At 39.8% G+C, this 24330-nt stretch carries 23 protein-coding genes and 2 pseudogenes; 13 read left to right on the plus strand and 12 right to left on the minus strand.

Annotated elements, in window-relative coordinates:
* Window positions 1-162: 162 nt before the first annotated feature.
* Window positions 163-906 (minus strand): alpha/beta hydrolase, encoded by a 744-nt coding sequence (locus B3317_RS04055; protein WP_291108889.1) that lies wholly within the window; start codon window positions 904-906, stop codon window positions 163-165.
* Between the two features lie 226 nt (window positions 907-1132).
* Here B3317_RS04055 and B3317_RS04060 point away from each other — a divergent pair, with 226 nt between their 5' ends.
* The 4 genes from B3317_RS04060 to B3317_RS04075 all read left to right on the plus strand — a co-directional run bounded on the left by B3317_RS04060 (window position 1133) and on the right by B3317_RS04075 (window position 4482).
* Window positions 1133-1738: a hypothetical protein gene (locus B3317_RS04060; protein WP_291108891.1), complete on the plus strand. Its 606-nt coding sequence runs from the start codon at window positions 1133-1135 to the stop codon at window positions 1736-1738.
* 19 nt (window positions 1739-1757) lie between these two features.
* A complete protein-coding gene (locus tag B3317_RS04065) occupies window positions 1758-3176 on the plus strand; it encodes a DUF5723 family protein (protein WP_291108892.1) in 1419 nt (472 codons plus the stop codon).
* Window positions 3177-3379: 203 nt separating this feature from the next.
* Window positions 3380-3817: a VOC family protein gene (locus B3317_RS04070; RefSeq protein ID WP_291108894.1), complete on the plus strand. Its 438-nt coding sequence runs from the start codon at window positions 3380-3382 to the stop codon at window positions 3815-3817.
* A gap of 110 nt (window positions 3818-3927) precedes the next feature.
* Complete coding sequence (locus B3317_RS04075) at window positions 3928-4482, plus strand: DUF1697 domain-containing protein (protein WP_291108896.1); 555 nt, start codon at window positions 3928-3930, stop codon at window positions 4480-4482.
* A 107-nt stretch (window positions 4483-4589) separates the two neighbouring features.
* Here the strand turns inward: B3317_RS04075 and B3317_RS04080 are convergent, their stop codons facing one another.
* Window positions 4590-5144 carry a porin family protein gene (locus B3317_RS04080; RefSeq protein WP_291108898.1) on the minus strand — a complete coding sequence of 185 codons (555 nt, stop codon included), beginning with the start codon at window positions 5142-5144 and terminating at the stop codon, window positions 4590-4592.
* 442 nt (window positions 5145-5586) lie between these two features.
* On the opposite strand from B3317_RS04080, the gene B3317_RS04085 reads away from it, so the two are divergent.
* Complete coding sequence (locus B3317_RS04085; RefSeq protein WP_291108900.1) at window positions 5587-6480, plus strand: AraC family transcriptional regulator; 894 nt, start codon at window positions 5587-5589, stop codon at window positions 6478-6480.
* 143 nt (window positions 6481-6623) lie between these two features.
* On the opposite strand, the gene B3317_RS04090 is transcribed toward B3317_RS04085, so the two are convergent.
* The 3 genes from B3317_RS04090 to B3317_RS04100 all read right to left on the minus strand — a co-directional run bounded on the left by B3317_RS04090 (window position 6624) and on the right by B3317_RS04100 (window position 8578).
* Window positions 6624-6917: a hypothetical protein gene (locus B3317_RS04090; RefSeq protein WP_291108902.1), complete on the minus strand. Its 294-nt coding sequence runs from the start codon at window positions 6915-6917 to the stop codon at window positions 6624-6626.
* A 23-nt stretch (window positions 6918-6940) separates the two neighbouring features.
* The gene (locus B3317_RS04095; RefSeq protein WP_291108904.1) at window positions 6941-7186 is read right to left on the minus strand and encodes a hypothetical protein; all 246 of its coding nucleotides are present in this window, start codon (window positions 7184-7186) and stop codon (window positions 6941-6943) included.
* Between the two features lie 438 nt (window positions 7187-7624).
* Window positions 7625-8578 carry an alpha/beta hydrolase gene (locus B3317_RS04100; protein ID WP_291108906.1) on the minus strand — a complete coding sequence of 318 codons (954 nt, stop codon included), beginning with the start codon at window positions 8576-8578 and terminating at the stop codon, window positions 7625-7627.
* Window positions 8579-8873: 295 nt separating this feature from the next.
* On the opposite strand from B3317_RS04100, the gene B3317_RS04105 reads away from it, so the two are divergent.
* The 7 genes and pseudogenes from B3317_RS04105 to B3317_RS04135 all read left to right on the plus strand — a co-directional run.
* Window positions 8874-9470, plus strand: a complete 597-nt coding sequence (locus B3317_RS04105) for a LemA family protein (RefSeq protein ID WP_291108908.1) — start codon at window positions 8874-8876, stop codon at window positions 9468-9470.
* Window positions 9471-9509: 39 nt separating this feature from the next.
* Complete coding sequence (locus tag B3317_RS04110; protein ID WP_291108910.1) at window positions 9510-10277, plus strand: TPM domain-containing protein; 768 nt, start codon at window positions 9510-9512, stop codon at window positions 10275-10277.
* Between the two features lie 855 nt (window positions 10278-11132).
* Window positions 11133-11891 carry a hypothetical protein gene (locus tag B3317_RS04115; protein WP_291108911.1) on the plus strand — a complete coding sequence of 253 codons (759 nt, stop codon included), beginning with the start codon at window positions 11133-11135 and terminating at the stop codon, window positions 11889-11891.
* Window positions 11892-11918: 27 nt separating this feature from the next.
* A complete protein-coding gene (locus B3317_RS04120; RefSeq protein WP_291108912.1) occupies window positions 11919-12818 on the plus strand; it encodes a hypothetical protein in 900 nt (299 codons plus the stop codon).
* Between the two features lie 11 nt (window positions 12819-12829).
* Window positions 12830-13723, plus strand: coding sequence for a hypothetical protein (locus B3317_RS04125; RefSeq protein WP_291108914.1), 894 nt, complete (start codon window positions 12830-12832; stop codon window positions 13721-13723).
* Between the two features lie 21 nt (window positions 13724-13744).
* Window positions 13745-14704, plus strand: coding sequence for a hypothetical protein (locus B3317_RS04130; protein WP_291108916.1), 960 nt, complete (start codon window positions 13745-13747; stop codon window positions 14702-14704).
* A gap of 151 nt (window positions 14705-14855) precedes the next feature.
* A pseudogene (locus B3317_RS04135) lies at window positions 14856-14972 on the plus strand (aspartate dehydrogenase); the annotation flags it as partial.
* Between the two features lie 15 nt (window positions 14973-14987).
* Here B3317_RS04135 and B3317_RS04140 read toward each other — a convergent pair.
* Window positions 14988-15290, minus strand: a pseudogene (locus B3317_RS04140) (dihydrofolate reductase); the annotation flags it as partial.
* Window positions 15291-15398: 108 nt separating this feature from the next.
* On the opposite strand from B3317_RS04140, the gene B3317_RS04145 reads away from it, so the two are divergent.
* Entirely contained in the window at window positions 15399-17414 is a 2016-nt protein-coding gene (locus B3317_RS04145; RefSeq protein ID WP_291108918.1) for an AAA family ATPase, read from the plus strand.
* A gap of 24 nt (window positions 17415-17438) precedes the next feature.
* On the opposite strand, the gene B3317_RS04150 is transcribed toward B3317_RS04145, so the two are convergent.
* From B3317_RS04150 to B3317_RS04175, 6 genes are all read right to left on the minus strand, one after another.
* Window positions 17439-19373 (minus strand): heavy metal translocating P-type ATPase, encoded by a 1935-nt coding sequence (locus tag B3317_RS04150; protein ID WP_291108920.1) that lies wholly within the window; start codon window positions 19371-19373, stop codon window positions 17439-17441.
* Between the two features lie 80 nt (window positions 19374-19453).
* Complete coding sequence (locus B3317_RS04155) at window positions 19454-19780, minus strand: YnfA family protein (RefSeq protein ID WP_291108922.1); 327 nt, start codon at window positions 19778-19780, stop codon at window positions 19454-19456.
* 180 nt (window positions 19781-19960) lie between these two features.
* Window positions 19961-20383 (minus strand): Fur family transcriptional regulator, encoded by a 423-nt coding sequence (locus B3317_RS04160; RefSeq protein WP_291108924.1) that lies wholly within the window; start codon window positions 20381-20383, stop codon window positions 19961-19963.
* Window positions 20384-20518: 135 nt separating this feature from the next.
* Entirely contained in the window at window positions 20519-21706 is a 1188-nt protein-coding gene (locus tag B3317_RS04165) for a DUF418 domain-containing protein (protein WP_291108926.1), read from the minus strand.
* A gap of 336 nt (window positions 21707-22042) precedes the next feature.
* The gene (locus B3317_RS04170) at window positions 22043-23194 is read right to left on the minus strand and encodes a PepSY-associated TM helix domain-containing protein (protein ID WP_291108927.1); all 1152 of its coding nucleotides are present in this window, start codon (window positions 23192-23194) and stop codon (window positions 22043-22045) included.
* Window positions 23195-23214: 20 nt separating this feature from the next.
* Entirely contained in the window at window positions 23215-24303 is a 1089-nt protein-coding gene (locus tag B3317_RS04175; RefSeq protein ID WP_291108929.1) for an alpha/beta hydrolase, read from the minus strand.
* Window positions 24304-24330 lie beyond the last annotated feature (27 nt).

Genomic DNA, 24330 nt, shown 5'->3' on the forward strand with positions numbered 1-24330 from the left:
TAGTCATTTTTTGTTATAAAACAAAGCCATTCATACAAACAGGACAATATCTGATAACTTATCAGAATAATATAAATAAACCATGCAATATTTCACCTCTATAAATAGAGATAATTCAAACAGTAGAAATTACAAATACAGATATTATGTAAAAGTTTTGTCCTATTCGTCTTCTTCCTTCATTAGCAATATCCCACTGAGAATAGAACTTACAATATCAGCCTTTTTCAACACCATCAGATGATCCCCATCTTCGACAGGAAAAGCATTCTTGATATGTTCGTAGGGAAATATCTGGTCCAGAGTGCCATGTATATGATATAAGTGTTTGTGGCTGCCTCCGGGTACCCATTCCGTAATTTGCTTCACAGCCCATTTAATATATGCAGGATCGGTATATGTCATTACCTGTGCCAGTTCAGATGTAGGCATATTATATACAAATCGGTTGAATGCATTGGTTATGAACTCGGTAGACGAATATACCCGCATGGGAACCCTTTCCACCAGATTAGTCCTTCTCACAGCACGGAACAGGTTCGGAATTTCATCTTCACTTTTGAAAGACGAGATCATTATACTTTTTACAGGGTTTAAAAAGCGGTCTATTTCCTGCATGATAACTGCCCCAAAGGAGTAGCCCACCAGTACAAAAGGGTGCGAGGGATCTATCTTTCCGGCCATTGTATGTGCATATTCATCCAGCGATTCATCGGGACGGGGAATATGCCACTCTATATATTTCTTCTTGAATCCTTTAGGCAATTTTAGCTTGTCAAACACACTGCAATTGTAGCACATGCCTGATATGAAATATACATTGACATCATTTTTCTTCGTTCCCACGATACTCTGCCAGATTGTTTTCAGCAGGTTTCTCCTTTTACTATTTTTCTCCTGTGCCATATGCCGCTTTACAGTGTTATATTCAGGTATATAAAGGTAGTAATTTTAATTTAAAATAACCGGATAACCGGTTAAGTTAATATTGGGGCAGAACAGTGTTAAAATTCGGTTTTGTATATTATTTACGCTTTGCTTTTCCGTTAAAAAATAGGATTCCCGATTTATAAATTTTAAATTTGTTATAACATTGGGGAATATTACAGTAAATTACAAATAATCGGCCAATATGAAATTTCAGAACAGCTATATACTGCTGGCTTGCATGCTTCTGTTCAGCTTACAGGCTTGTGTCGACAAAGATTATGACTGGGGTAATATGGATAAAAGCGGAGTAATAAGTATTCCTCCTATTCCGTTAGGCGATATTGATACAATATATATAAAAGGATTGCCACAATTAAACGAATCGTGGGGCATCCCGATTCCTGATGGCTCTATAGCTTTGAGTGATACAATACGAGGCCTGTTTGATGATAATGCTATCCGGAAATTCTTCTATGAAGGGAATGAAACTGTAGAAATATCAGCCAGGATCGATATCTATGTGGCAATTAAAGGAGTCTCGCTCGACGTTTATTTTAATATCATCGATACCGGAAAGCAAAGAATAACCAATGTAGTTATACCTAAACAGACACTGACTACCGGAAAAATGCAGGAGTTCTCTGTTAAAATTACATCCGAATATATGCAATATATGGAAGCAGCATCAGATTTGCAGCTTGTCATCGTCCTTACTTCCAAAGATGCTACTCTCTGGCTGGGCGATAAGGATTATCTGTATATCTGGGGAGCTATTGTGAAAACAGGCGGGTTCTACTATGAACTTTAAATACAGGTTGACCGGGAAAATGAGATTTATAACAAGACTACATGCCATATTGATAGCCATTCTGGGCATTTTCTCCATAAATGGAGGATATGCGCAGGTTACTCAATCAGACTATTTTATGGAGACATCCTATCTCCGGAATAGCCTTAATCCGGCATTGCGTCCCGAGCAAGGATATCTTGTAGTTCCGGTATTACCTGCGATAGGTGCAAACGGACAGACGAACAAAATCAATTTACACAACTTTACATTCAAAGGGCCTGATGGGAAGCGTGTTACCTTTATGCATCAGAGTGTCGGAGTAGAACAGTTTTTGTCCAAATTATCTTATGACAATTATGCAAATGCAGATGTAAATATAAAATTTTTCGGCTTGGGATTTTATAAAGGTGACCATTTCTGGAATATAGATCTGGGTGTAAGAACCCATGCCGATATTAATATACCAAAACCCTTTTTTGAATTACTGAAAAGAGGGTTCGGGCAGGAAGAGCAATCGACATATGACCTTTCCGACCTGCACGCCACAGGGTATTCCTTTATCGAAATCGGTGTTGCGCATTCACGCATGTTTATGAATAATAACCTGACACTGGGGGCACGGGTCAAATTGCTGGGAGGACTTGCCGATTTCAGATTCGATACCAAAAGCCTCAATATAGATGCCGGACCCGATTACTGGAAAGCAAAATCAAAAGCCTCATTAATCGGTTCTGCACCGGGAGTTGCACCAAGGTATGATGAAAAAGGAAATCTGGATGGCTTCACTTTCGGGAATTTTAACCTGCCCGGTTTAGGTTTGGGTATAGATTTAGGTGCAGTCTATGATGTCAAAGAATTGTTTCCTACCCTCGAAGGATTGAAAGTTTCGGCAGCAATAAATGACATCGGTTTTATATCCTGGTCCAAGGCTAATACTATAAATCTGCAATCACCTGAAACGGAAGTAATTGTTTCTCCCAACGATTACTCAATATATGAAAGAGACGGTTCGTCTGTATTCGACGTGTTCGAAGATGCTCTGGATGATATAAAAAAGGCCGTAAACCTGAAAGGAGAGACAAAAAGAGGACGTGCTTCCATGCTCCGGATGAATATGAATCTGGGAGCTGAATATGAATTGGTCAGAGATAAACTTTCGGCGGGGGCATTATATGCTATACGTTTTGGTAGCTATTCCAATATTTCGGAATTTACACTTTCGGCTAACTATCGTCCTTGTACATGGTTTGCAACCAGTTTGACTTATTCGGTCAATCACAGCCAGTTCGATACATTTGGTCTGGCGCTTCATATTGTACCGTCCAAAGGTTTGAATTTGTTTCTTGCCAGTGATTACGCAACGCCTCATATTTCATCCGATTTTGTCCCTACCACCAGCCGGGCGCTTAATTTTCAGTTTGGAATAAGTATTCCTTTAGGAGAAAGACGAAAATAACCGGCCTTATTTAAAGTATAAAATATTGATTATCAATATTTTGATTATTTTGTAAAATAATTATTAAGTTTTGAAAACTTTCTTAACCCCAAAAATGTTTATTATCCTAAAGACAGATAAGATATATAATACATTTAATCGTAAATCTATGCTGTCATATCGTTAATGTGCAAGTAGCAAACAATTTAATACTTTTAAAATAAATGGCAGCAGTTAATCCCTACCTATCTTTTAATGGCAATTGTGAGGCTGCTTTCAATTTCTATAAATCCGTATTCGGTGGTGAGTTTACATACCTGAGCCGCTTCAAAGATATGCCTTCGGAACAACCGATACCGGATACAGAGAAAGAAAAGATACTGCATATGTCGTTGCCTATTGGAAGCGGAACCATTCTTATGGGCTCCGATACATCCGAAGTTTTTGGTATCAGGACTAAGTTTGGAGACAATATATCTTTATCCGTGAATACGGATAGTGAAAACGAAACTCAGCGTATATTTAATGAGCTTTCGGCCGGAGGACAGATTATAATGCCTTTGGAGAAGATGTTTTGGGGCGCATTATTCGGACATTTTACAGATAAATACGGAGTCTTGTGGATGATAAACTATGAATATAACGGAGAAGTAAACGAATGAACAGACTTTTCAACCTTTAGATAAATTGAACAAAATTTTTGCTCCGTACCCTCCAGAATGATTTTTCAGGCGAGGGTACGGAGTTCTGTTATATTTTATTACTCATAGATATGATTTACATAGCACTATTGCGGGGTATCAATGTCGGCGGAAAAAATATTATAAAAATGGCCGAATTGAAAAAAGTATTTGAAGATATGGGTTTTCAGAGCGTACAGTCATATATTCAGAGCGGCAATGTATTGTTTATTTCCGACAAGGAAGAACAACAACTCCGGATGGAGATAGAAACAATTATAGAAAATACTTTTGGGTTTCCTGTTGCCGTAATATTGAGGACGTTAAGTGAACTGGAAACTATTGTAGCGGGGTGTCCGTTTACCCGGGAAGAAATAGCCGGAGCTATGAATGTATCGGAAGGAGAAGTGTTATATGTATCTATGTTTGTCCGCGATCCATCATCAAAAGATATAGAGCGGCTGGCAAAATACAATACACTGCAAGATAAATATAAAATAGCAGGGCGAAATATTTATTTTCTGTTTTATAACAGTATCCGCAATTCCAAACTGGCCGGCAGCTTACAGAAAACGGATATTCCATCCACATCACGTAATTTTAAAACGATAAGCAAACTGGCGGAACTGGGAAAAGCCATGCAATAAATTAAATAGCAGACTAATAAAGCGAGAGGCCACTTCCATCCCGGGAGCGGCCTCTCAATGTTTTGAAGAGATTTTTGAGTAATTTAGAGTAATTGTTTATGTAGTATTCAGAACACGAAATTTAAACCTAATTGTATCTGGCTGAGGTCGAAATCGAAACCGAAAGTATTGATTTTCTGGCTTCCGAATTTCTCATACTGATAACCTAAGAACCCGAATCTTCCGGTCAGGGTCAGATTGTCGGAAACATTGATGGCAACGCCGGGTCTGAAGCCGACTTCCAATTCATGTACCTTCGTATCAGTAGATTTTACCTTACTGTAAGTATATCCGGCGCCACCATCAACAAATAAACCACCTATATTTCCTTTGAGGAATGAGTAACGTGCAAACGGACTTACTGTGAACCCGTCAGACTTAGCCTTACCATCCAGTATATTGTATTCCTTATGTGCGTATCCCAGTTTCATCCCTACTCCCCAGTTGTCCGACCACATATAGCCCACCTCAGGTGTAATGTTGTAATTTGTCAATCGTTCGCCATCTGTTATTTTGCTTGTGTTAAAACCTGCGCTACCGCCTATCCATACCTTGCCTGTCTGGGCATTAACAACCGAAGTCAAACCGAACATAATTGCAAGTGTAAAAAATAACTTTTTCATAATCTTTCATTTTAAAATTGATAACCTAACTAATCTTTATTTACCTTATTAATCTTTATTTTGTATTCATCTTATATTGCTTTCGAATACATGACAAAGGTCGTGCAAAACCAAAGGCGAAAAAAGCCCCGTATGGCGGTAATAATGTCCTATTATTCTTATTTGACAAAAAAATGAAGAAAATGTGTTTCCGGCTAATGTTCTGATATTCGCGTGGTATGTCCTGAAATTCTTATAAGAAAAAAAGGAAGCTTTTGAATAAAAAACAGTACGTTTGTAAAAGTGAGGTTATTCCGGCCTTTAAGATTTAGAGACATTGTAATGCAATAAGTCTCTTTGTTATCCCGACCGAGTGAGAAATCACATAAAATTCATCAGGGTGTCAATAATTATTTATACCTTTTATGTCAATAGATAGTATGAAGAGATAAAAACAAACTATATGAACTTATCCAAAGTACAGATCAAAGATATTTCGGAACAAATAGATCCGTCCGCTATCAAAAACTTTATCGTATCGGATAAAGCGGTGCATTTTCCGTCTATGTCATCGAACTATCCTATCGTTATCGACGGGGTGGTATTTGCCATTTGTATTAGCGGTGTGGGAAAGATAAAGATAAACTTTAAGGAATATGAAACCAGGAAAGGAACTATACTGACCATTTTACCTGGTTATGTGCTCGAAGTCATTGAACAGAGCGACGATATGATGACCGAATTCCTTATTTTTTCACCCGATTTTCTGACCGAAATACCTGTTTCAAGTAATTTTGATATCTCGATGAGCATAATACAATCGCCTTGTCTTCAGATATCGGAGGCGCAAGCAGAAAAATTACTTGAGTTCCATTCTTTTATTGTAACCCAGTATAAACGCAGGGATCATCCGTTCAGGGAACAGATGGCAAAAAGTCTCCTTTATGCATTATTGATAGAAGTCGGGGCTATTTATTATAATAAAATAAAAGAATCGGAAAGTAATCCCGGGACGGATACGATGTCTGATGCTAATTCATATCAGAAAGAGCAGGTTTTTACATTTTTCAAGTTATTGTTACATAATCATAAAAAGGAAAAAACGCTTCAGTTTTATGCCAATAAGATGTGTCTGACACCCAAATACCTTTCCACCATCATAAAAGAGCGTACAGGCCGCACAGCCTTCTCGTGGATAAATGAGGTACTCATCTCATCCACAAAGTATATGCTTAAAACTACAGATATGACTATATTACAGATTTCGGAAGAACTGAACTTCCCCAATCCGTCTTTTTTCGGACGCTTCTTCAAGAAGCACACAGGAATGACGCCTATACAGTATAGGGAAAGCTGAACTTTATAGTCGCAGCTTATGAGATATATTTATTGTGATATTAAAAAATCTAGGGGTAATTTGTGCGGAATTTGTTCTGGAGCGCGGAAAAGTGAAATTCTTTACACCTGAATATGAGACTGTTGACCGGACTGGATATTCCATCAGGATATAAACTGTTTCAAAAGAGGATTTTTTTCGATGTCGTCAAATCTTTTGACTGCAACGCCTAATTTTTCGAACAGCCTTTTCACCAGAGGATCAATATCCGTTACATATACTTCCTTGATGCGATTGGTCAATAACCAAAGCGCTACATAATTGACGTCTTTCTTCACGATAATATCCTTTTCTACTTCCGTCACCGATTTGCTGTCTATATGTAGTACTATAATAGGTATTGTATCCGGGCAGGATTCGTCTATTATTTCGTTTTTTAGAAACAGTGCTATTTTCATATTCTAATTATTTTGTTCAGAAACTACCGTTCCCATAATGTATCTGATTGTCTGACCTTTTTGATATGGTCGGTTAGCATTACAATTGCCTGATTGCCGATAAATCTTTTTTCCGGCATTTTAGTTTCATTTTTTCTTGCCAGTTTGGTCCTTACGGAGAGTAAAGCAGCAGATATCCTGTTTTCCTGCATATTATCGATTTTCCTATTTTTAGAGAGCCGTACCATTTCCATATATGATTTATTCTTTAATTGTTTTGTAAAGTTCATCAATGAAAGCGGTTTAGAAAAGCCCTATTGTGAGGAATAAATGTTCCGATAGTCGGATTTAGAGATTTCAGATTTAAAAAACAGGCATATGGAAGAAAAATAAAAAACGGCTTTTTCCCGGAGAGCAAATTAGGTAATTAATCGGGAATAGCATAAGAATGGTATATAAACAAAATTGACATTATAGTATTCGCAGTATCTGTTTCATACTATTTACAAGTGATTTATCCTTTAAAATCTTTATTTAGTAAGGCTTTTTATATTTCAGGCTTTAAATAATATATAGGATTAAATGGGGAATCACAGATGAGAACAATATATTTTTGTATAAATATAATACATATTCGTATATTGTAATACATTTATTATAAGATATTTAAATAATAAATCTATCCGAAAAGAATTCATATGAGAACCATTTACAAGGACCTACCTTTATCACAACCTATTTCGTTTTATCCAGTCAAATATTATATTGTAGACGTTATTACGTACTTCCGTCCCCGATAGAATCAGGTCATGCAACCCTCCCTGTATAGAAAGGACTTCCACATCACCCTTTATATTATGCGCTATACGTTCAATGTCATTTACATTCAAGATAGCATCGCGGCTCGAAACCTGTTCCATATTTTTGATGTCTGCCACCGACCGGGCTGAATGCAAAACCAATGTAGGCTTAGATATATAGAATGTCTTTTTCAATTCACTTTGTGCTTTATGAATTGCACGCAACCAGCCCAGATTAATTTTAGGAGCTAGATTAGGTTTCCAATCCAGTATGTAGTCCCATTCTCCCCTGTAAGATCTATGGATACTCTTGCCATATTCTTCACTGAACCCTCCCGAAATGGTTACTTCAGGCATAAACCGTCCTACAATGGAAACAAAGGGTAAAAGCGTTTTAGTCCGTTTTGCCAGATTAAATTCATAAAAAGGGCTGTTGAGTATCAGTCCGTCAAATAATTTGCTGTCTGCATAATCTTTGGCAAATAAGGTAACAATAAGTCCGCCTGTGGAATGGCCGGACAAAAGGGTTTCTTTATTTCCTTCACTACGGATAATGCTCAGTGATTGGAGTATTTCTTCGTAATAATCTTTCAGATTGCGTATATCATTAAATTTCTGATGCGGCAGAAACGAACGTCCGTATTTTCGCAGGTCGACGGCATAGAAATTAAATCCATGATCGTTGAAACGGCGCGCCATTTCCGATTGAAAGAAATAATCGTTAAAGCCGTGTATGTATAATATCGCTTTGTCGGATTTTCTTTCTGACAGGCGACGTATAAGTGTTGCAGTTACCGTACCTTCGTAATCATCTCTCAATTTGAGAGTTTGTGCTTCGAACCGGTCTTTCAGTATATCTTCTTTATATGGAGGATTGCTCATAGATTTTATTTTGTTTTTTTATTTTTCACAATTAACGCTACCATACGGGATTTGTTCACCCATCCCGGGGATATTGAATTCTTGAAACCTGTTTAAAGTTATAAATTATTATTTACAGATATGACGATATAATAATATTCTCTCTGTTCCCCTGTTATTTGCTTATATTACTTAACCGGAATATCCGCATAATTTAATACTTTTACGGCTTAAATATACAACACGGCAACAAAACATTCTCTCTTGTTGTTTTAGACATAAATATATTTGATATTAATTCAAAAAAATAAAAACAATGAAATTAACGAAAGGTATAATCGCCATTATTGTAGTTGTAGTTCTGGGACTGATTGTATTTATGTATGCAAAATCGCTTCAGAACAGTATGGTAGGAAAAGAAGAAGGTGTAACTTCTCAATGGGCTCAGGTGCAGAATGCTTATCAGCGCCGTGCCGATCTTGTCCCCAATCTGGTAGCCACTGTGAAAGGTTATGCCACACACGAACAGGAAACTCTTCAGGCTGTTGTAGAAGCCCGTGCAAAAGCTACACAGATGAATGTAAATGCAGACCAGCTTACAGAAGAAAATATCAAAAAATATCAGGAAGCGCAGGGACAACTGGGGGCTGCACTCGGCCGTTTGCTGATGGTACAGGAAAACTATCCCGACCTGAAAGCCAATACAAATTTCCTTGCCTTGCAGGATGAACTTACAGGAACAGAGAACCGCATCTCCACAGAGCGTAATAAGTTTAATGAAAAAGTAAGGGACTATAACACCTACATTCGTATGTTCCCTAAAAATATCTTTGCCGGCATGTTCGGTTTCGAAAAGAAGGGATATTTCGAAGCTGATGCATCGGCTCAGAGCGCACCAAAAGTAGAATTTTAATCAGTTAACAGTCAACCGTTAGCAGTACATATTATAAAATTGAAACGGATATTAAATATATTCTTGTTATTGCTTGTAACTGTTTTGTTACAGGCACAGGACGATTTACCCTCTCCAATGTCGCCTCCGAGACTCGTCAACGACTTTGCACAGACATTCGACACCTCGCAGCGTAACGAATTGGAGCTGATACTCAAAGCCTACAATGATAGTACATCTACACAGATATACGTAGTAACAGTAACCGATCTGCAGGGCTATGCCGTATCGGACTATGCAGCCCGTCTGGGTGAAAAGTGGGGCATCGGACAGAAAGACAAGAATAACGGCGTGCTTATACTCATAAAACCACGCATAGGCAACGAACGTGGCCAGGTATTTATCGCCACAGGCTACGGAGTAGAGCATATACTTACCGATGCCCGTTGCGGCCGCATCATAGACCAGTATATGATCCCATACTTGCAATCAGGGGATTACTACAATGCAACCAAAGCTGCCGCCCTAGCCATAATCAAATATCTGGCAGGAGAATTTCAGGCTGATGAAGAGAATTATTCCGGTAGTTCACTCATCGCGAATATAGTGCTTGTCGTCGTTATATTGCTTATTCTCTATATCGCTTTCAAAAACAATAAAGGAGGTCCTTCGTCCGGAGGTCGCTGGCGTGGCGGAGGTTTTGGTGGCGGCTTCGGCGGCTGGAGAGGAGGTAGTTCTTCCGGCGGTGGCTGGAGCAGCGGAGGAGGCAGCTTTGGTGGCGGAGGCGGAGGAAGTTTCGGCGGAGGTGGTGCCGGACGTAGCTTCTGAACAAAGAACATGATCGTTAATAAATATGCAGGCAGGTATAAAGATCGGATTTGTACCTGCTTTTTATTAGCTTGGAAAAGGGTTTATTTTTGTATTCCGGAGGCATAAGCGGAGCGATGAAACAGGATAAAATCAAAAGAACTTAGGCTACAGTTTATATGATTACAAGTAGCACCACCCACCTTGTACTCAATCTGTAGCCCGCTCCTTTACCTAAATGTTGCAGTTATTTATCAGGTTATTCAGGTCATTTTACCGTCACAAGTATACAGTCATACACTTTTGCAGGTATGACATATCCCCTATTACACACTCAATAAGATTCTTTCCTTGCTAAAAAGTTTGAAGAATTGTTTTTTCATGAGACTTAGCGTGTACCTTGTGATCTTACCGGTTGCAAATATATATAATATTTGGAGAAAAAACTTCAATATATACTAAAACTCATAATACAATTTTATCTATAATATGAAGTTTGTATTGGTCAAACCGAATGTTTTTTTTAACTTTGGGGCATCAAAGTATTTAGATGTGGCTATAGAAAGACAGAAATTGCAATACAAAAACACAACTTTTCCTACCATTTTTCCCCTTGAAAACTTGGAAGTTAGCTTCGTTTTGCTAGAGAGAGAGAGAGAGAGAGAATCTAGCTACTACTCTTAAAAAAATAATCCACTATCATCATTTACGCGGTTTAATTGATTGCGCTCGTGTATGGGTGCGCAAAATCTACACATTTATTCCGAAATCACAACACAGGGCATATTCTGTTTTCCGGCAGAATATGCCCTGTGTTATTTCCCTTTCGGGAAAAGATAAATCCTATATTATAATTTTAATTATGAAACTACAATTATGGAACGAAAAACTTTAAACCTATTGGTCATAGGCGTATTATGTCTTATGACTTTACAACTGCATGGACAGGTAACGATCGGTTCGGGTGAACCTCCTCAAGATGATGCCCTGTTGGATCTGAAAGAAAATAGTAGCGGAACGGCAACGAAAGGGCTATTGCTGCCACGTGTTGAATTGGTAGCGTTAAATGATAATACTCCGCTGTCGACACATGTCAGGGGAATGCTCGTTTATAACACGGCAGATGTAGATACCGACGTCTTCGAAGGATGTTATTACAATGACGGCAACCGGTGGATACGGGTAGGTGCCGGATCAGGTTCTATTACGATACCCGATGTGGTACTGGCTAATCTCTGGCAGGCTTCTGCCGGCTGGTCGGTAATAAGCCAGGAATTCAGGTGTTATGGTAAAGCCGTTAACTTTATTGTCAAACTACAACGGATCGGAGCCGATATTAATGTCTGGAATACAGCCCATAATTCCCGGAAAATAGCTGAAATGCCAGCCGGTACAGATAAAGATACATATAAGCCCTTTGCTTCTGCGACTGTTACCAGCCAAAGTGACATGAATCTAAGCTGTCTTGTCAATTTTCCCGCAAGAACCATCTCTACTACGGCAGAATGCGAAATAGACTTCGACGGGAATATATATATACAAAATGTGAGGGAAAGTGTAGGAACTTTTATGAACAAGGGTATAATCGCGGCTAACGACATCATTGTGGTTTCGGGATCATATTTTATTAAGTAAAACGAATAAAATTTAAACAAAATCCAGATGAAAAAATATATTCTTTGTAGCATACTCCTGATTTTCAGCATTTATCCCCTTTGTTCCCAGATAGGGATAAATACAGAATCTCCCGAAGGAGCCCTGCATTTAAAAAGTCCTTTATTGCCTGCGGGCAATAAAGGTGTTCTGGTCGACGGTGACGGAAATAACGGGATATCGATTGCCATAGGCAATACCGGGCATCCTTCCGCATCAGTGAGCCTGGGCGCTAATAATAAAGCGTTTATGCCTAATTCGGTCGCGCTTGCTGATGCACGGGGAAATGCGGCGGGCAATCCCATTAAGAACCCCGTAGACGGAATGGTTGTTTATAATACAGCAAGGGCCGGGGTTGTTCCCGACAATGTCATACCGGGTTTGTATGTTTTCAATGCCGGGCAAAACAGATGGATGTATTGTATTACCGGATCGGCAGGCAGCAAGGATGTCAGGTTATATACCATTGACAATCAATTGACTTTACCAACAACAGGAGCTTACAACACAACAAACGGGACAAATGGCTATGCTACTTTAAACTTAGTCTCTGCCGGATCACCCGCTACTCCCGCCAACTATATAGAGATCAGGTCGAATGCGGCTTACGCTATGATGCTCACCTTATCCGGTTCCATATCTCCGGTTTCCTCATTCCAAAGAATGGTCATATATGTCGCTGCCGTCTTACTGAAAAATGATGGAACGGTAGATAGAATCTTGGATATAGCTGAAATTAATCCCGTAGCTTTTCCCCAAGGCAGCAGGAACGGTGGTGTGACATATCCCCTGACTTTAGGTTTTGATGCTCAAAGAGGAGATAGAATATCAATACACATTGCTTCATATAGCGGTGCAACATGGACATTACTATCAGGTGAAACATCAATTATCTTTTTCAAAATTTAAAAAGGAAACCTATGAACAGACACATATATCTTTTATGTCTTGCCTTTTTATTGGCAGGAACATGTACGGCTCAGGTAGGTATAGGAACCACCAATCCGGTGGGAATTCTCAACATTGACATACTGAAAAATAATTCACCAATTCCTACAGGCAGCCAATTGAAGGACGACCTGATATTCAGACTTAATACAAACAATGAAGCCAATCTGGTTATAGGCGGAGAGCCTCTGAACAAGGAAACATCCCTTGAACTGAACGCGCCGGATAAAGCATTGCTTCTCAACAGGGTGGCTTTAACGGACGTTTCGGATATAAATACAGTACCTTCCCCTCGCGACGGGATGATGGTCTATAATACCAATGCCGGAGGGTCGGGGGAAGAAGATGTTATGCCGGGAACCTACCTGAATATGAACAATGAATGGATGAGACTTACCGATTATACAGCCAGCGGAACAAGTACGGTTTCAAAGATCGGAGCATTGACCGGTAACGTATCAGCAACTCCGGTTACCAATAAAACAACAGGTGCGGGAGCAAGTCAGTTTCCCCTCAGCCAAAGCATTATTATTAATAATGCCGGGCGATATGTGTTTTCTTTCAGGCTATACGGAGGTATGAGCATTACCGGCCAGGTTTGCGACGATTACTATCTGTACTTATTCAGGAAAACCGGTTCTACTGAAGTTTTATTGAGCAGAATCGACATGGTTGTAGGAAAAGGTAGCAGCAACAGTGCATATAACACTTATTTCCCTATAATGCAAACGCCATATCTTAACCTAAATGATGAAGTCATTATAAAGATAGGACGCCGGAACGGAGCGCAGAACTGGACACTTCGGGGAAGTATCAATGTAAACGAAGCAAACCGTACCACTTTTGTATATTGGAAAATGCAATAACTTTTAAACAGACTCTTAATCATGAAAATAAAAATAATAAGCTTACTGATTGCCGCCATAAGTATCTTACATCTACATGCGCAGGTAGGGATTAAGACGGAAAATCCGAAGGGTGCCTTGCACATCGACGGAAAAGGAGACAATCCCCAAAACGGTGTAATACCGGATACACAGAAAAAAGACGACCTGTCTGTTCATTATTCTTCGGGAAGCATGAATATAGGCATAGGCGCCATCCCCGAAGATAACTCCGCCGCGCAGTTAGAATTGGGAGGAACTGCCAGCGCATTCCTACCCAACAGGGTGGCTTTAACCGGCATTTCGGATATTGTTACGGTTTCCAATCCGGAAGACGGGATGATTGTTTATAATACGACTAACAATGCGGGAGCAGGACTTGCCGCGGGTCTGTACACATTTTATAATAACAAATGGAATGAAATATTGACGAAAGAAGTGGCATCCGTTATCGAACGGAGAGATTTGTGGGTTGCATCGGGAAATCGCGTACAACCTGTGACAAATTCAAGAGCCCATGAAAGACCTGCACGGTCTACTATTTTACTTTGGGCCGATCCTGCCACAGGTAGCACAAACCAGCCGTTTATCACGTTGCCGGAAACCGGATCGTACGTATTCTCATTCAGGTTCTACATGGATCAATCGGCCAATGCTTCATCTAATCGTTACAGGTCGTTATTGTATTTATGGGCGCTTAAAGGCAACAATAATTTTGCTTCGGCCGATAATCTGCCATCAGGGATTACTGTTGAAGACGGGGCCGAGATAAATATGATTGCTTACTCCAGCAGTAGTCAGTTGACCGCTACGCTGACCCTTACGGCCAGTGGAAACAAAGGAGACAAAATTTCGTTTCGGATTGGAGCCACAACAACTTCCGGCATATATACCGGTTATCCGAGAGCAGCCGCCTTGCAAATGGTACCATCGAGGACTAGTCTGCTTTTTTGGAAACTGTAAATCCTTACATTGAGTGCATTATCCGATCTTGGCGCAAGTTAGCGTTATATAATTGCACCAAGATCGGATAATAAATTTTATGTATCCATAAAACAGCCGAACAAACAGAAACATTTAGGAAATCATACATTTAAGAGGTATCTTTGCCCACATGAAAAAGTTAGTGATTGTCGGATGCGGGTATCTAGCCGAAATTGTAGCAGATGCCGTTATCAATGGCTTATTACCTGAATATGATTTGGTTGGGGCTTATTCGCGTACAGCTTCAAATACCACCCGATTTGCCTGTTACCGTAATACCCCGTTCGTCAGCATAACGGATATCTACGTTGGCGCTTTCGGGAGAATACAGGGAACAGCACATTCCGATATATTTAATATCGGGACATCTTTCCAATACATAGCGGTTAATCTGTGAGGTATAACTCAGCAGTACAGCATCTGCATTGCCTATACGCGCAATTATCTCATTATCGCCGACGGGTACATCCTGATGCATAACAACTTCCTTAGCAAAAGAATGCAACTCCTTCTCAGCGGACGGGATCAGGCTCACCGGCTCTATAGCCACAAGTTTCTTGAACATAATTTAAAAGAATTAAAAAATAAAGATAACAAAAGAACCTGTGGGGTAAAATTTAAACAGGCTCTAAGATCATTTATTCTCAAAAAAGTTTACTTTTGCTTCATCATTATGATTGCGTCAATAGATACTTCCAATAAAGAATTTAAGAATGCTCTCGACCTGATTGAACGGAGCAACCAGTCTGTATTTCTCACAGGAAGAGCAGGTACAGGTAAATCGACTTTTCTGAAACATCTCTGCCAGACGACACGTAAAAAATTCGTTGTTCTGGCTCCCACAGGGATAGCAGCGATAAATGCAGAGGGATCAACATTGCATTCGTTTTTCAAATTGCCATTCAGGCCCATGGCTCCCGATGACGCAGATTTGAGTCTTACCGGCGGCCGCATTTTTGAGTTTTTCAAGTATAGGAAAGAACACCGTAAGATCATACAGGAGGTAGAGCTGATAATCATTGACGAAATATCGATGGTCAGAGCCGATACAATAGACTGTATTGACAGGATTCTCCGGGTCTACTCAAATAATATGCGTATTCCTTTCGGGGGTAAGCAACTTGTGTTTGTCGGAGATGTATTCCAGCTCGAACCTGTGGTTACTCCCGATACAAGAGAGATAATCAACAAATTCTACAAAAACGCTTTTTTCTTTTCGGCGAATGTTTTTCGCGAAATAAACCTTGTTCCGATAGAATTTACAAAAATCTATCGTCAGACAGATGAAAAGTTTATTTCTATCCTGAATAACATAAGGAACGGAAAATCGAACAGCAATGACCTTGGCTTGCTCAACAACCGGGTAGATTCCGGTTTCAACCCGAGAGAAGAAGATATGTATATCACGCTGGCTACCAAACGTGATAATGTTGACTATATTAACGAGAAGAAGATGTCGGAACTCGATACCTTTGAGTTTGTCAGCTATGGTATCAAAGAGGGCGATTTTCCGGAATCGTCTCTTCCCACTGCACAGGAATTGGTACTTAAAGAACATGCACAGGTCATGTTTATCCGCAACGATATGCAATGGCCCCGCCGCTGGGTTAACGGCACTATCGGCATTATATCGGGAATAGATGAAGAAGGGCATGTATATGTTCTCAAAGAGGATGGATTTGAGGTGAAAGTAGAACTGGAAACATGGCGGAATTACAGGTACAGATATAATGAGCGGGAAAAGAGGATCGAAGAAGAAATCATCGGTACTTATACCCAACTGCCATTGAAAGCTGCGTGGGCAATTACAATCCATAAGAGCCAAGGACTTACGTTCAATAATGTGATTGTAGATTTTAGCGGGGGAGTATTTGCCGGAGGACAGGCTTATGTAGCCCTAAGCAGATGTACCTCGCTGGACGGGCTTGTCCTTAAAAAGAATATCAATAAAGCAGATATATTTGTGCGGCCTGAAATAATGGAATTCAGTAAGCAATTCAATAATGAGCAATTGATTAATAAAGCGCTGAAAGAATCGGACGCTAATTATCTGTACAAGGAAGCGATAGAACAATTCGATGAAGGGAATTTCGATAATTTCCTCAACCATTTCTTCAAAGCTATCCATGCCCGCTATGACATAGAAAAGCCATTGCAGCAAAGATATATACGGAAGAAGCTGAATATAATAAACAGCCTCAAAGAAAAAAACACGGAATTAAAGGACAGGCTGTATGAACAGACTAAAGTCCTGAAGAAGTTAGCGAAGGAATATTATCAGATGGGTAATGAATGCATCGTTTCATACAAGGATTATCGTGCAGCTCTGGCAAACTTCAACAAGGCACTGGATTTAGACCCTACCTATCTCGATGCATGGATCAGGAAGGGTGTAACCTTCTACGATCAGGAGGATTATTACGAATCTATGAAGTGTTTCAACAGGGCTTTAGAACTAAGTCCGCTATCATTCAAAGCTCTCTACAACAGAGGAAAAAACAAACTTAAAGTGGATGAGCCGGAACTGGCTATAACCGACCTGATGAAAGCCTCCCAACAGAAGCCCCGTCATGCCGCCTGCCATGAATATCTTGCTGAAGCTTATGCAGCTATTGGCAATACCGAATTAGCGGATAAGCATTATCAGATTGCGCAGGAATTGAAGAATCCGAGGGGTAAAGACTTGTAAATTGACCTATAAAATACGGCGCAATCAGAATTTCATTTTCAATATCCTCACTGCATTTAAGATAGCCAGCAAAGAAACACCCACATCGGCAAAAACCGCTTCCCACATATTCGCTACGCCAAATCCCCCTAAAATCAGAACGGTCAATTTAATGGAAAATGCTAAAGCAATATTCTGATAAACTATTTTTTTGGTTGCCCCGGCTATTTTTATCGCAGTAACGATTTTGGAAGGCCGGTCGGTTTGTATAACGACATCTGCGACTTCAATAGCCGCGTCACTACCCATTCCGCCCATTGCGATACCTACATCGCTCATGGCAAGAGATGGCGCATCATTTATGCCATCGCCGACAAAAGCCACTATATTTTCATTATCAGACTTTAATTGTTCAATATGTTTAACTTTATCCTCAGGCAGTAAATTTCCATAAGCCTTACCAATTCCTAAACGGGAAGCAACACTCTCTGTAATGGATGACTTATCGCCACTTAGCATTACTACCTGATTAATTCCATTTATATACATGTTTCTTACGGCGCCGGCAGCATCTTCCTTCACTTCATCCGCAATCCTGATATAGCCGGCATATGTGTTATCTATTGCAATAATAACAGTTGTTTCAGGTATTAAATCGATAGCCTTATCATAACTTATATGATGCTTTTCCATCATATTGGCATTACCGGCCAAAACTTCATATCCATTTATGTTACCTTTCAATCCCTGCCCCGGAATTTCTTCTATATCGGTTGCCGGATAGTCTTTAACCGTGTCTTTTCCGTAAGCAACAATTGCTTTCGCAATGGGATGGTTCGACTTTTTCTCTAATGCTGCGGTATATTCAATTAATTCGTCTTTCTCCATAGCTCCGGATGAAACTATATCCTGTACATTAAATACTCCTTTGGTTAAAGTTCCTGTTTTGTCCATGACTATGGTGTTCACTTTTGTCAACAAGTCCAGGTAATTTGCCCCTTTGAAGAGGATACCGGCTCTGGATGCAGCTCCGATACCGCCGAAATATCCTAACGGTATGGAGATGACCAATGCGCATGGGCAGGAAATAACCAGAAATACCAAGGCCCGGTACAGCCAATCCTGAAATATATAATCCGTTACAAAGAAATAGGGAATCACAGTAATCAGTAACGCAAAGAAGAATACCACAGGAGTGTATATCTTGGCAAATCTGCGGATAAGTAGTTCTGTCCGGGCTTTTCTGGATGTCGCTTCCTGTACCATTTCCAATATACGGGACAAAGAACTGTCCTCGTATTTTTTCGTTACTCTTATGTAAATCACTTTATCCATATTGAGCATACCTGCCAAAACGGGCTCTCCTTCCCGTATCGTTTTAGGTTTACTCTCGCCTGTCAGGGCAGATGTGTTGAAACTGCCCGATACGGAAATCATTATTCCGTCCAACGGAACTTTTTCTCCCGCTTTGACTTGTATTGTCTCTCCTGTTTTTACATCTCCGGGAGCAATAGTTATGTAATTGCGGTTTCGTTCTACGGTTGCCGTATCGGGACGGATATCGAGAAGGGATTTTATATTCTTCCTTGCTTTATTTACTGCCGAGGCCTGGAATAGTTCCCCGATAGAATAGAAAAGCATAACAGCAACGCCTTCGGGATATTCGCCAATAAAAAAAGCGCCTAATGTAGCCACAATCATCAGGGAGAATTCCGTGAAAATATCTTTTTGCCGGATTGTCTGCACAGCTTCTCTGAAAACAGGGTAAGCAACCGGAATATATGCCAGTATATACCAAACGAGCCGGTAATAAGAATTAAAATACCGGCTGATAAGATTGTCCATAATTATCCCTGCCAGAAGTGCAGCAAGGCTTAAACCTACGGGGATATATATTTTCCGGTTTTGTGTATTGTTATCGGGTGATTCTTCGGGGCAAGAATCACAGCAGGTACATTTATATTCTTTATTTTCGTCCATCTCTTAATTTTTTATACAAAGGTACGGACTATAGCTTGCAACTGAGTTGCAAATTTACAGGCTCCGGTTTTTAATTCCGGTTAATTACGCGGGAAATAATATATGATACAGACTCCCAACAGTGCTACCAATGCACCGATAATATCATATTTATCAGGAGAATAGTTATCAAATTTCATAGCCCACAGTATAGACATAACGATAAAAAAACCGCCATAAGTAGCATATACCCGCGCAAAATTTGAGGTCTGCCATGTTGCTACTACTCCGTAGAAAGCAAGAATCAAAGCGCCCAGAACTCCGTACCACCACGGTTTCCCTTCTTTGAGGCATAGCCAGACTAAATAGCCCCCTCCTATCTCGCATAGTCCCGCAAGAATAAATATTGGAATTGATTTGAGAATCATAGTCAATTGAATATTTTGTAAATTAAGTAAATGATAAGATTTATTGTCGTATTTGTCATGCTGAGGAACGAAGCATCCCGTGCCTCTTTTTAGGGTCGGTATCCTTCCCTATGGTCAGGATGACAGGCGACAGTAAATATTTTAGACTACTTAATATTTAACAAAGAAATAAAGTCTTTGCTAGATATCGATCTTACTACACCGCCCGCAATACCCCTTGATGACAAGATTTACACTTTCTACCTGCATTATCGGCGACAATGCAAATCTGGGGATAGAAATATTTTCCAGACAGAATGCATCCTTGCAGTAATTACAATAAAAATGAGCGTGAAGGTCGTCCATGCTGCAATGGCAATCCCTGTTGCATACCGAATATTTTATGGAACCCGACCCATCGTCGAAACTGTGTATGAGCTGATGATCGTGGAACAAATGAATAGTTCTTGATATAGTCGATTTATCGACGGTATCAAGCTTTATCTCCAAATCTGACAAACTGAATGCCCTGTGAAACTCAAGCATCGTTTTAAGTATTAATATCCGGATAGCTGTCGGTTTTATTTCACGTTCTTCCAGCAGGTTTATATAAGAGCTGTTCATGCTATAATTTTACTTCCGTTATTTTTAAGACTACAACAAAAGTAATGATTTTAAATATAATATGCGCGCAAATGGAATCAGATAAGGTTGATTTTAAATCCTGATTATATATGCAAAACAAAATAATTCCGGATATTATCCTTTTCCTATTTTAATCCAGGTTGCCTTTTTCCATAACCATTCCAATGGACCCTGACGATGTGACCGAAGCCACCAGCGACAGAAAAATAACTGAATTAAAAACATTCCGATGCCCATTAAGAAACAGGCTGTGATACCTGTATACTGGTAAAGCCCCAGTCCCCAGTTATAAAACAGGAATCCCCCGATCAAAGACTGCGACAGGTAGTTTGTCAAACTCATGCGTCCATAAGGCGCTAACTGATGAAGTACACGTTTAAACTTTGTCAGGTAATACACAAGAATTACCCCGGCAAACAGTATTCCTGTGAATGCGATATTTGAAAGTGATTTGAGTATAAGGATAGAAGGTACAAGTAATGCCTCCCGGTTTATAAAGTCGGGAAGTACAGCCATCAAACCATATATAGGGAAAAAGGCCAGAGTGACTGCGATGAATACTTTAATCCATAACTTCATGTTTTTTTCCGAATAGATAAACACATTGCTACGCCCTATTAATATACCTATCATAAATAATGCCGCGGTTTGCGTAACCCTTCCATGTAACAGCATCCAGCCCATATTAGCAATATTGCCTGTCCAGATTGCAGTTTTACACATTTCGAGGAAAGAACCTTCTTTCTGCACTGTATTGACTATCTCCCAGTACGGACCATCAAACTCAGCATTAATAATGTATTCGGGGCTGATGACTGCATAAATTATTTGCCCCCATTCAAGAGGTTGCAGTAAAAGGATAATCGCTATAATCGCAATTGTGCGGGTAGAAAGGCGGCAGACTGCTATCATTACATAACCAAGTAATGCATAGAGTACTAATATTTCGCCGGGAAATAAGGTCGAATTGATACAGGCGATGAAAAAAAGTAATACTAACCGCCATGCAAACCGTCCGCGAAAATCTCTCCCTTTTTCTTTTTGTGAATTGTCCTGAATAAAAAAACTGAATCCGAAAAGCAACGCGAAAATGCAGTAGGCTTTACCGGAAAAGGTGAAAAATATACTGTCCCAGATTACTTTGTCCGTAAATATCAGAAAGTTGCAGGTTTCTTCCGGAAAGCTATTGAGACTGAACCGTTCGATGAAATGGATAAGGGTAATTCCCATTACTGCAAAACCTCGTAATACATCTGCTATTTCTATGCGATTATTATTGGTTAGAGTAGTAGAAGAGTGCATGCTTTTTAGAATTTAAAATGTTAACGTATTCTTTTATTTGACGTGCAAACTTAACACAAACCTTTTATGTCCTTTAAAAATTGCTATTCAATAAACAATAAAATATGACCAATAAGGGCTTTCTCCTATTGATCGTATTTTCGGGTATTTAAAATAAATACTTTATAATCAGTTAACTATACGATAACATTAAAATAATAATGGCCAGAAGTCTCTGTTTCTGACCATTATTACTTATTTATGGAGATTAATTTACAATCAAAATGCTCCGGAACAATAATGAAACGGTATTTTGCGGCAGGCTCCTACTTCACCGTTATTCTTTTTTGTTATATTTTACTCGAAAGCGTTCCTATTTTGTTCCGCTTTGGGATTGCGTTCATTTTTTTTGCGTTTCCCCCACCAGATATAAAATCCGGTTACAGGCAGGCTGGTGGCAATAAGCCCTCCCAGAAATGTGATAAACTTCCCTATCTGTCCCATCCAGTTACCCATATGCAATACCCATATTGCATTATCTACCTTTTCGTGTTTAAGCGCGCTTTCCGGCAATTTTATTTCATCTCCCGAAAAACGGTCATATATAACATATTCCGGGCTTTGCGCACTCTTCAATCCCACCTGATTTGCGACACGCATCATATAATATCCGCTCGAGTCCATGCGATAGGTATATATCTGCATTTCTTTTTTATCCGGATACTTCTCAAATGATCTTTCTATAAACGGGTTAAGTTCCAACGGTGCTTGCCCTTCCTTATATTTGGGCAATTCTTTTTGCCAGTCATGGGTTGTGTCTGCCCCGAAGGCTTTCATCAGCGATTGTGATAACGGCTCGAAGGCGATCAGTAATCCGGTGACAGATAATAATAAGATAACAGCGGCAGCATAAAAGCCCAGGACTTTATGCAAATCATAGTTAAGGCGTTTTTTTGTTGAACCGGTTTTTATTTTAAAGGCAGCATCCATAGCCTTTTTATTCCTCTTCTTGGGCCACCATAAATAAAGGCCCGTAATTATTTCAAGGACAAATATTATGGTTGCAATATCGATGATCCATTGCCCCGTTTTACCCAATAGGAACGAATTGTGGAGGTGTACAGTAATATAAAAGAAATAGATAGTACCGTCATCTTTCAATATCTCTCCTGTGTACGGATCAATATATACCATGCTCAAACCTTCCTCCCTGCTGAATGTATTGAACCTGACGCTGCGTTCCGGGTCTTTGTAACTGACCATGTAACTTGGCGTATTTCGCTTCGGAAACTCTTTTTTAATGATATCTATCAGTTCTTCAGCCGGCTTCCGGGTTTCTTTCACTTCTTTGACAAAACGTGCATCCCCGGCCGACAAAGCCATAATCTCATCGCAATAGACAGCTATAGTTCCTGTTATACATACAAAAAAGATTATCGCCGCCGATATTAGCCCCGGCCACAGATGCAGCCATAAGATGAGTTTTTTGTTGGATATCCTTCTATTCATGACATTTTTGGTTGATATATTTACTTATTCATTAGTTTCTCACGCGTCTCGGACAGGCTCTTTTTAGCATTGGGGCTATCCGGGTAATTTTTAAGGTTATACTCAAATATTTTAATGGCATTTTCTGTTTTCTTTACAGACACAGCATATTTGCCAATATTATCTATAAGGTTCTCGTCGGGAATGAATGTAAATCCCAGCCGTTCCGATAATTTGCCGTAATATTCTTCTATCAGCCCGGGATTTTCGGGGATCTCTTTCACGGGCAATTCTATTCCGTCGAAAATAGTCCTGAGAGCGTCGAACATGCCGGGCATCAGTATGGTTCCATGATTTTCATCTTCATAGTATTTCCATGCCCCGTTCAGGTTATTGCCGGGTGCGGACTTTAATACTTCGGTACAAAATCTGTCTATCGTTTCGGAATGTTTTTGTATGTCATCGGCTTTGTTTTCATCCTTTGCCATTGCGATATATAAGTATCTTTTTTCGAAATCCGTTTTATTCCATATGGCCTGGGCTTCTTTATAGATTACTTTATTGTCCCACCAAAGACTGGGGTCGAGCGCAATATAGGCATTAAAAGAACCGGTATGGCGCACCAGTGTTGTTACAACGTATAGTCCTCCGAACGAGTGTCCTATCAGCATATTATATCCATTTGTCCTGTAAGCGGAATCGATAGTATTTCTTAATTCGGAAGTCAGGAAAGAAGTAAAATGGCTACTGCCGCCACTATTTGTAAACAAATCCTGTCCGTTGTGCTTCAGCGAAGATCTGGTAGGAGTCAGGTCCCTCGCTCTGTCTGTATTGGGTATAGCTACAATTATGCATTCGGGCATATTATTGTACATCCCTCTGGTAAATGTACTCTGTATGGCTGCCAGTGCCATAAAATTAGTATCGCCATCGAGAAGGTAAATTACCGGATACGAAGCTTTGCCATATCGGGCATCATCATATTTGGGTGGGAGATATACCCAATAGGGCCTGTCTTCTCCCAGAGCAAGGGAATGCATTGAAAATTTTTGCCCTATACATATATTATCCTGCGCCAAAAGATTGGAGGATAGAAGTGTTATAAGCAATACATAAAATAGTTTTTTCATCATTTCGGTCTAAACAGGAAAATTCGT

Origin of the sequence: Dysgonomonas sp. UBA7710, assembly GCF_002482385.1 — a bacterium.
In the GTDB taxonomy this organism is placed as follows: Bacteria; Bacteroidota; Bacteroidia; order Bacteroidales; family Dysgonomonadaceae; genus Dysgonomonas.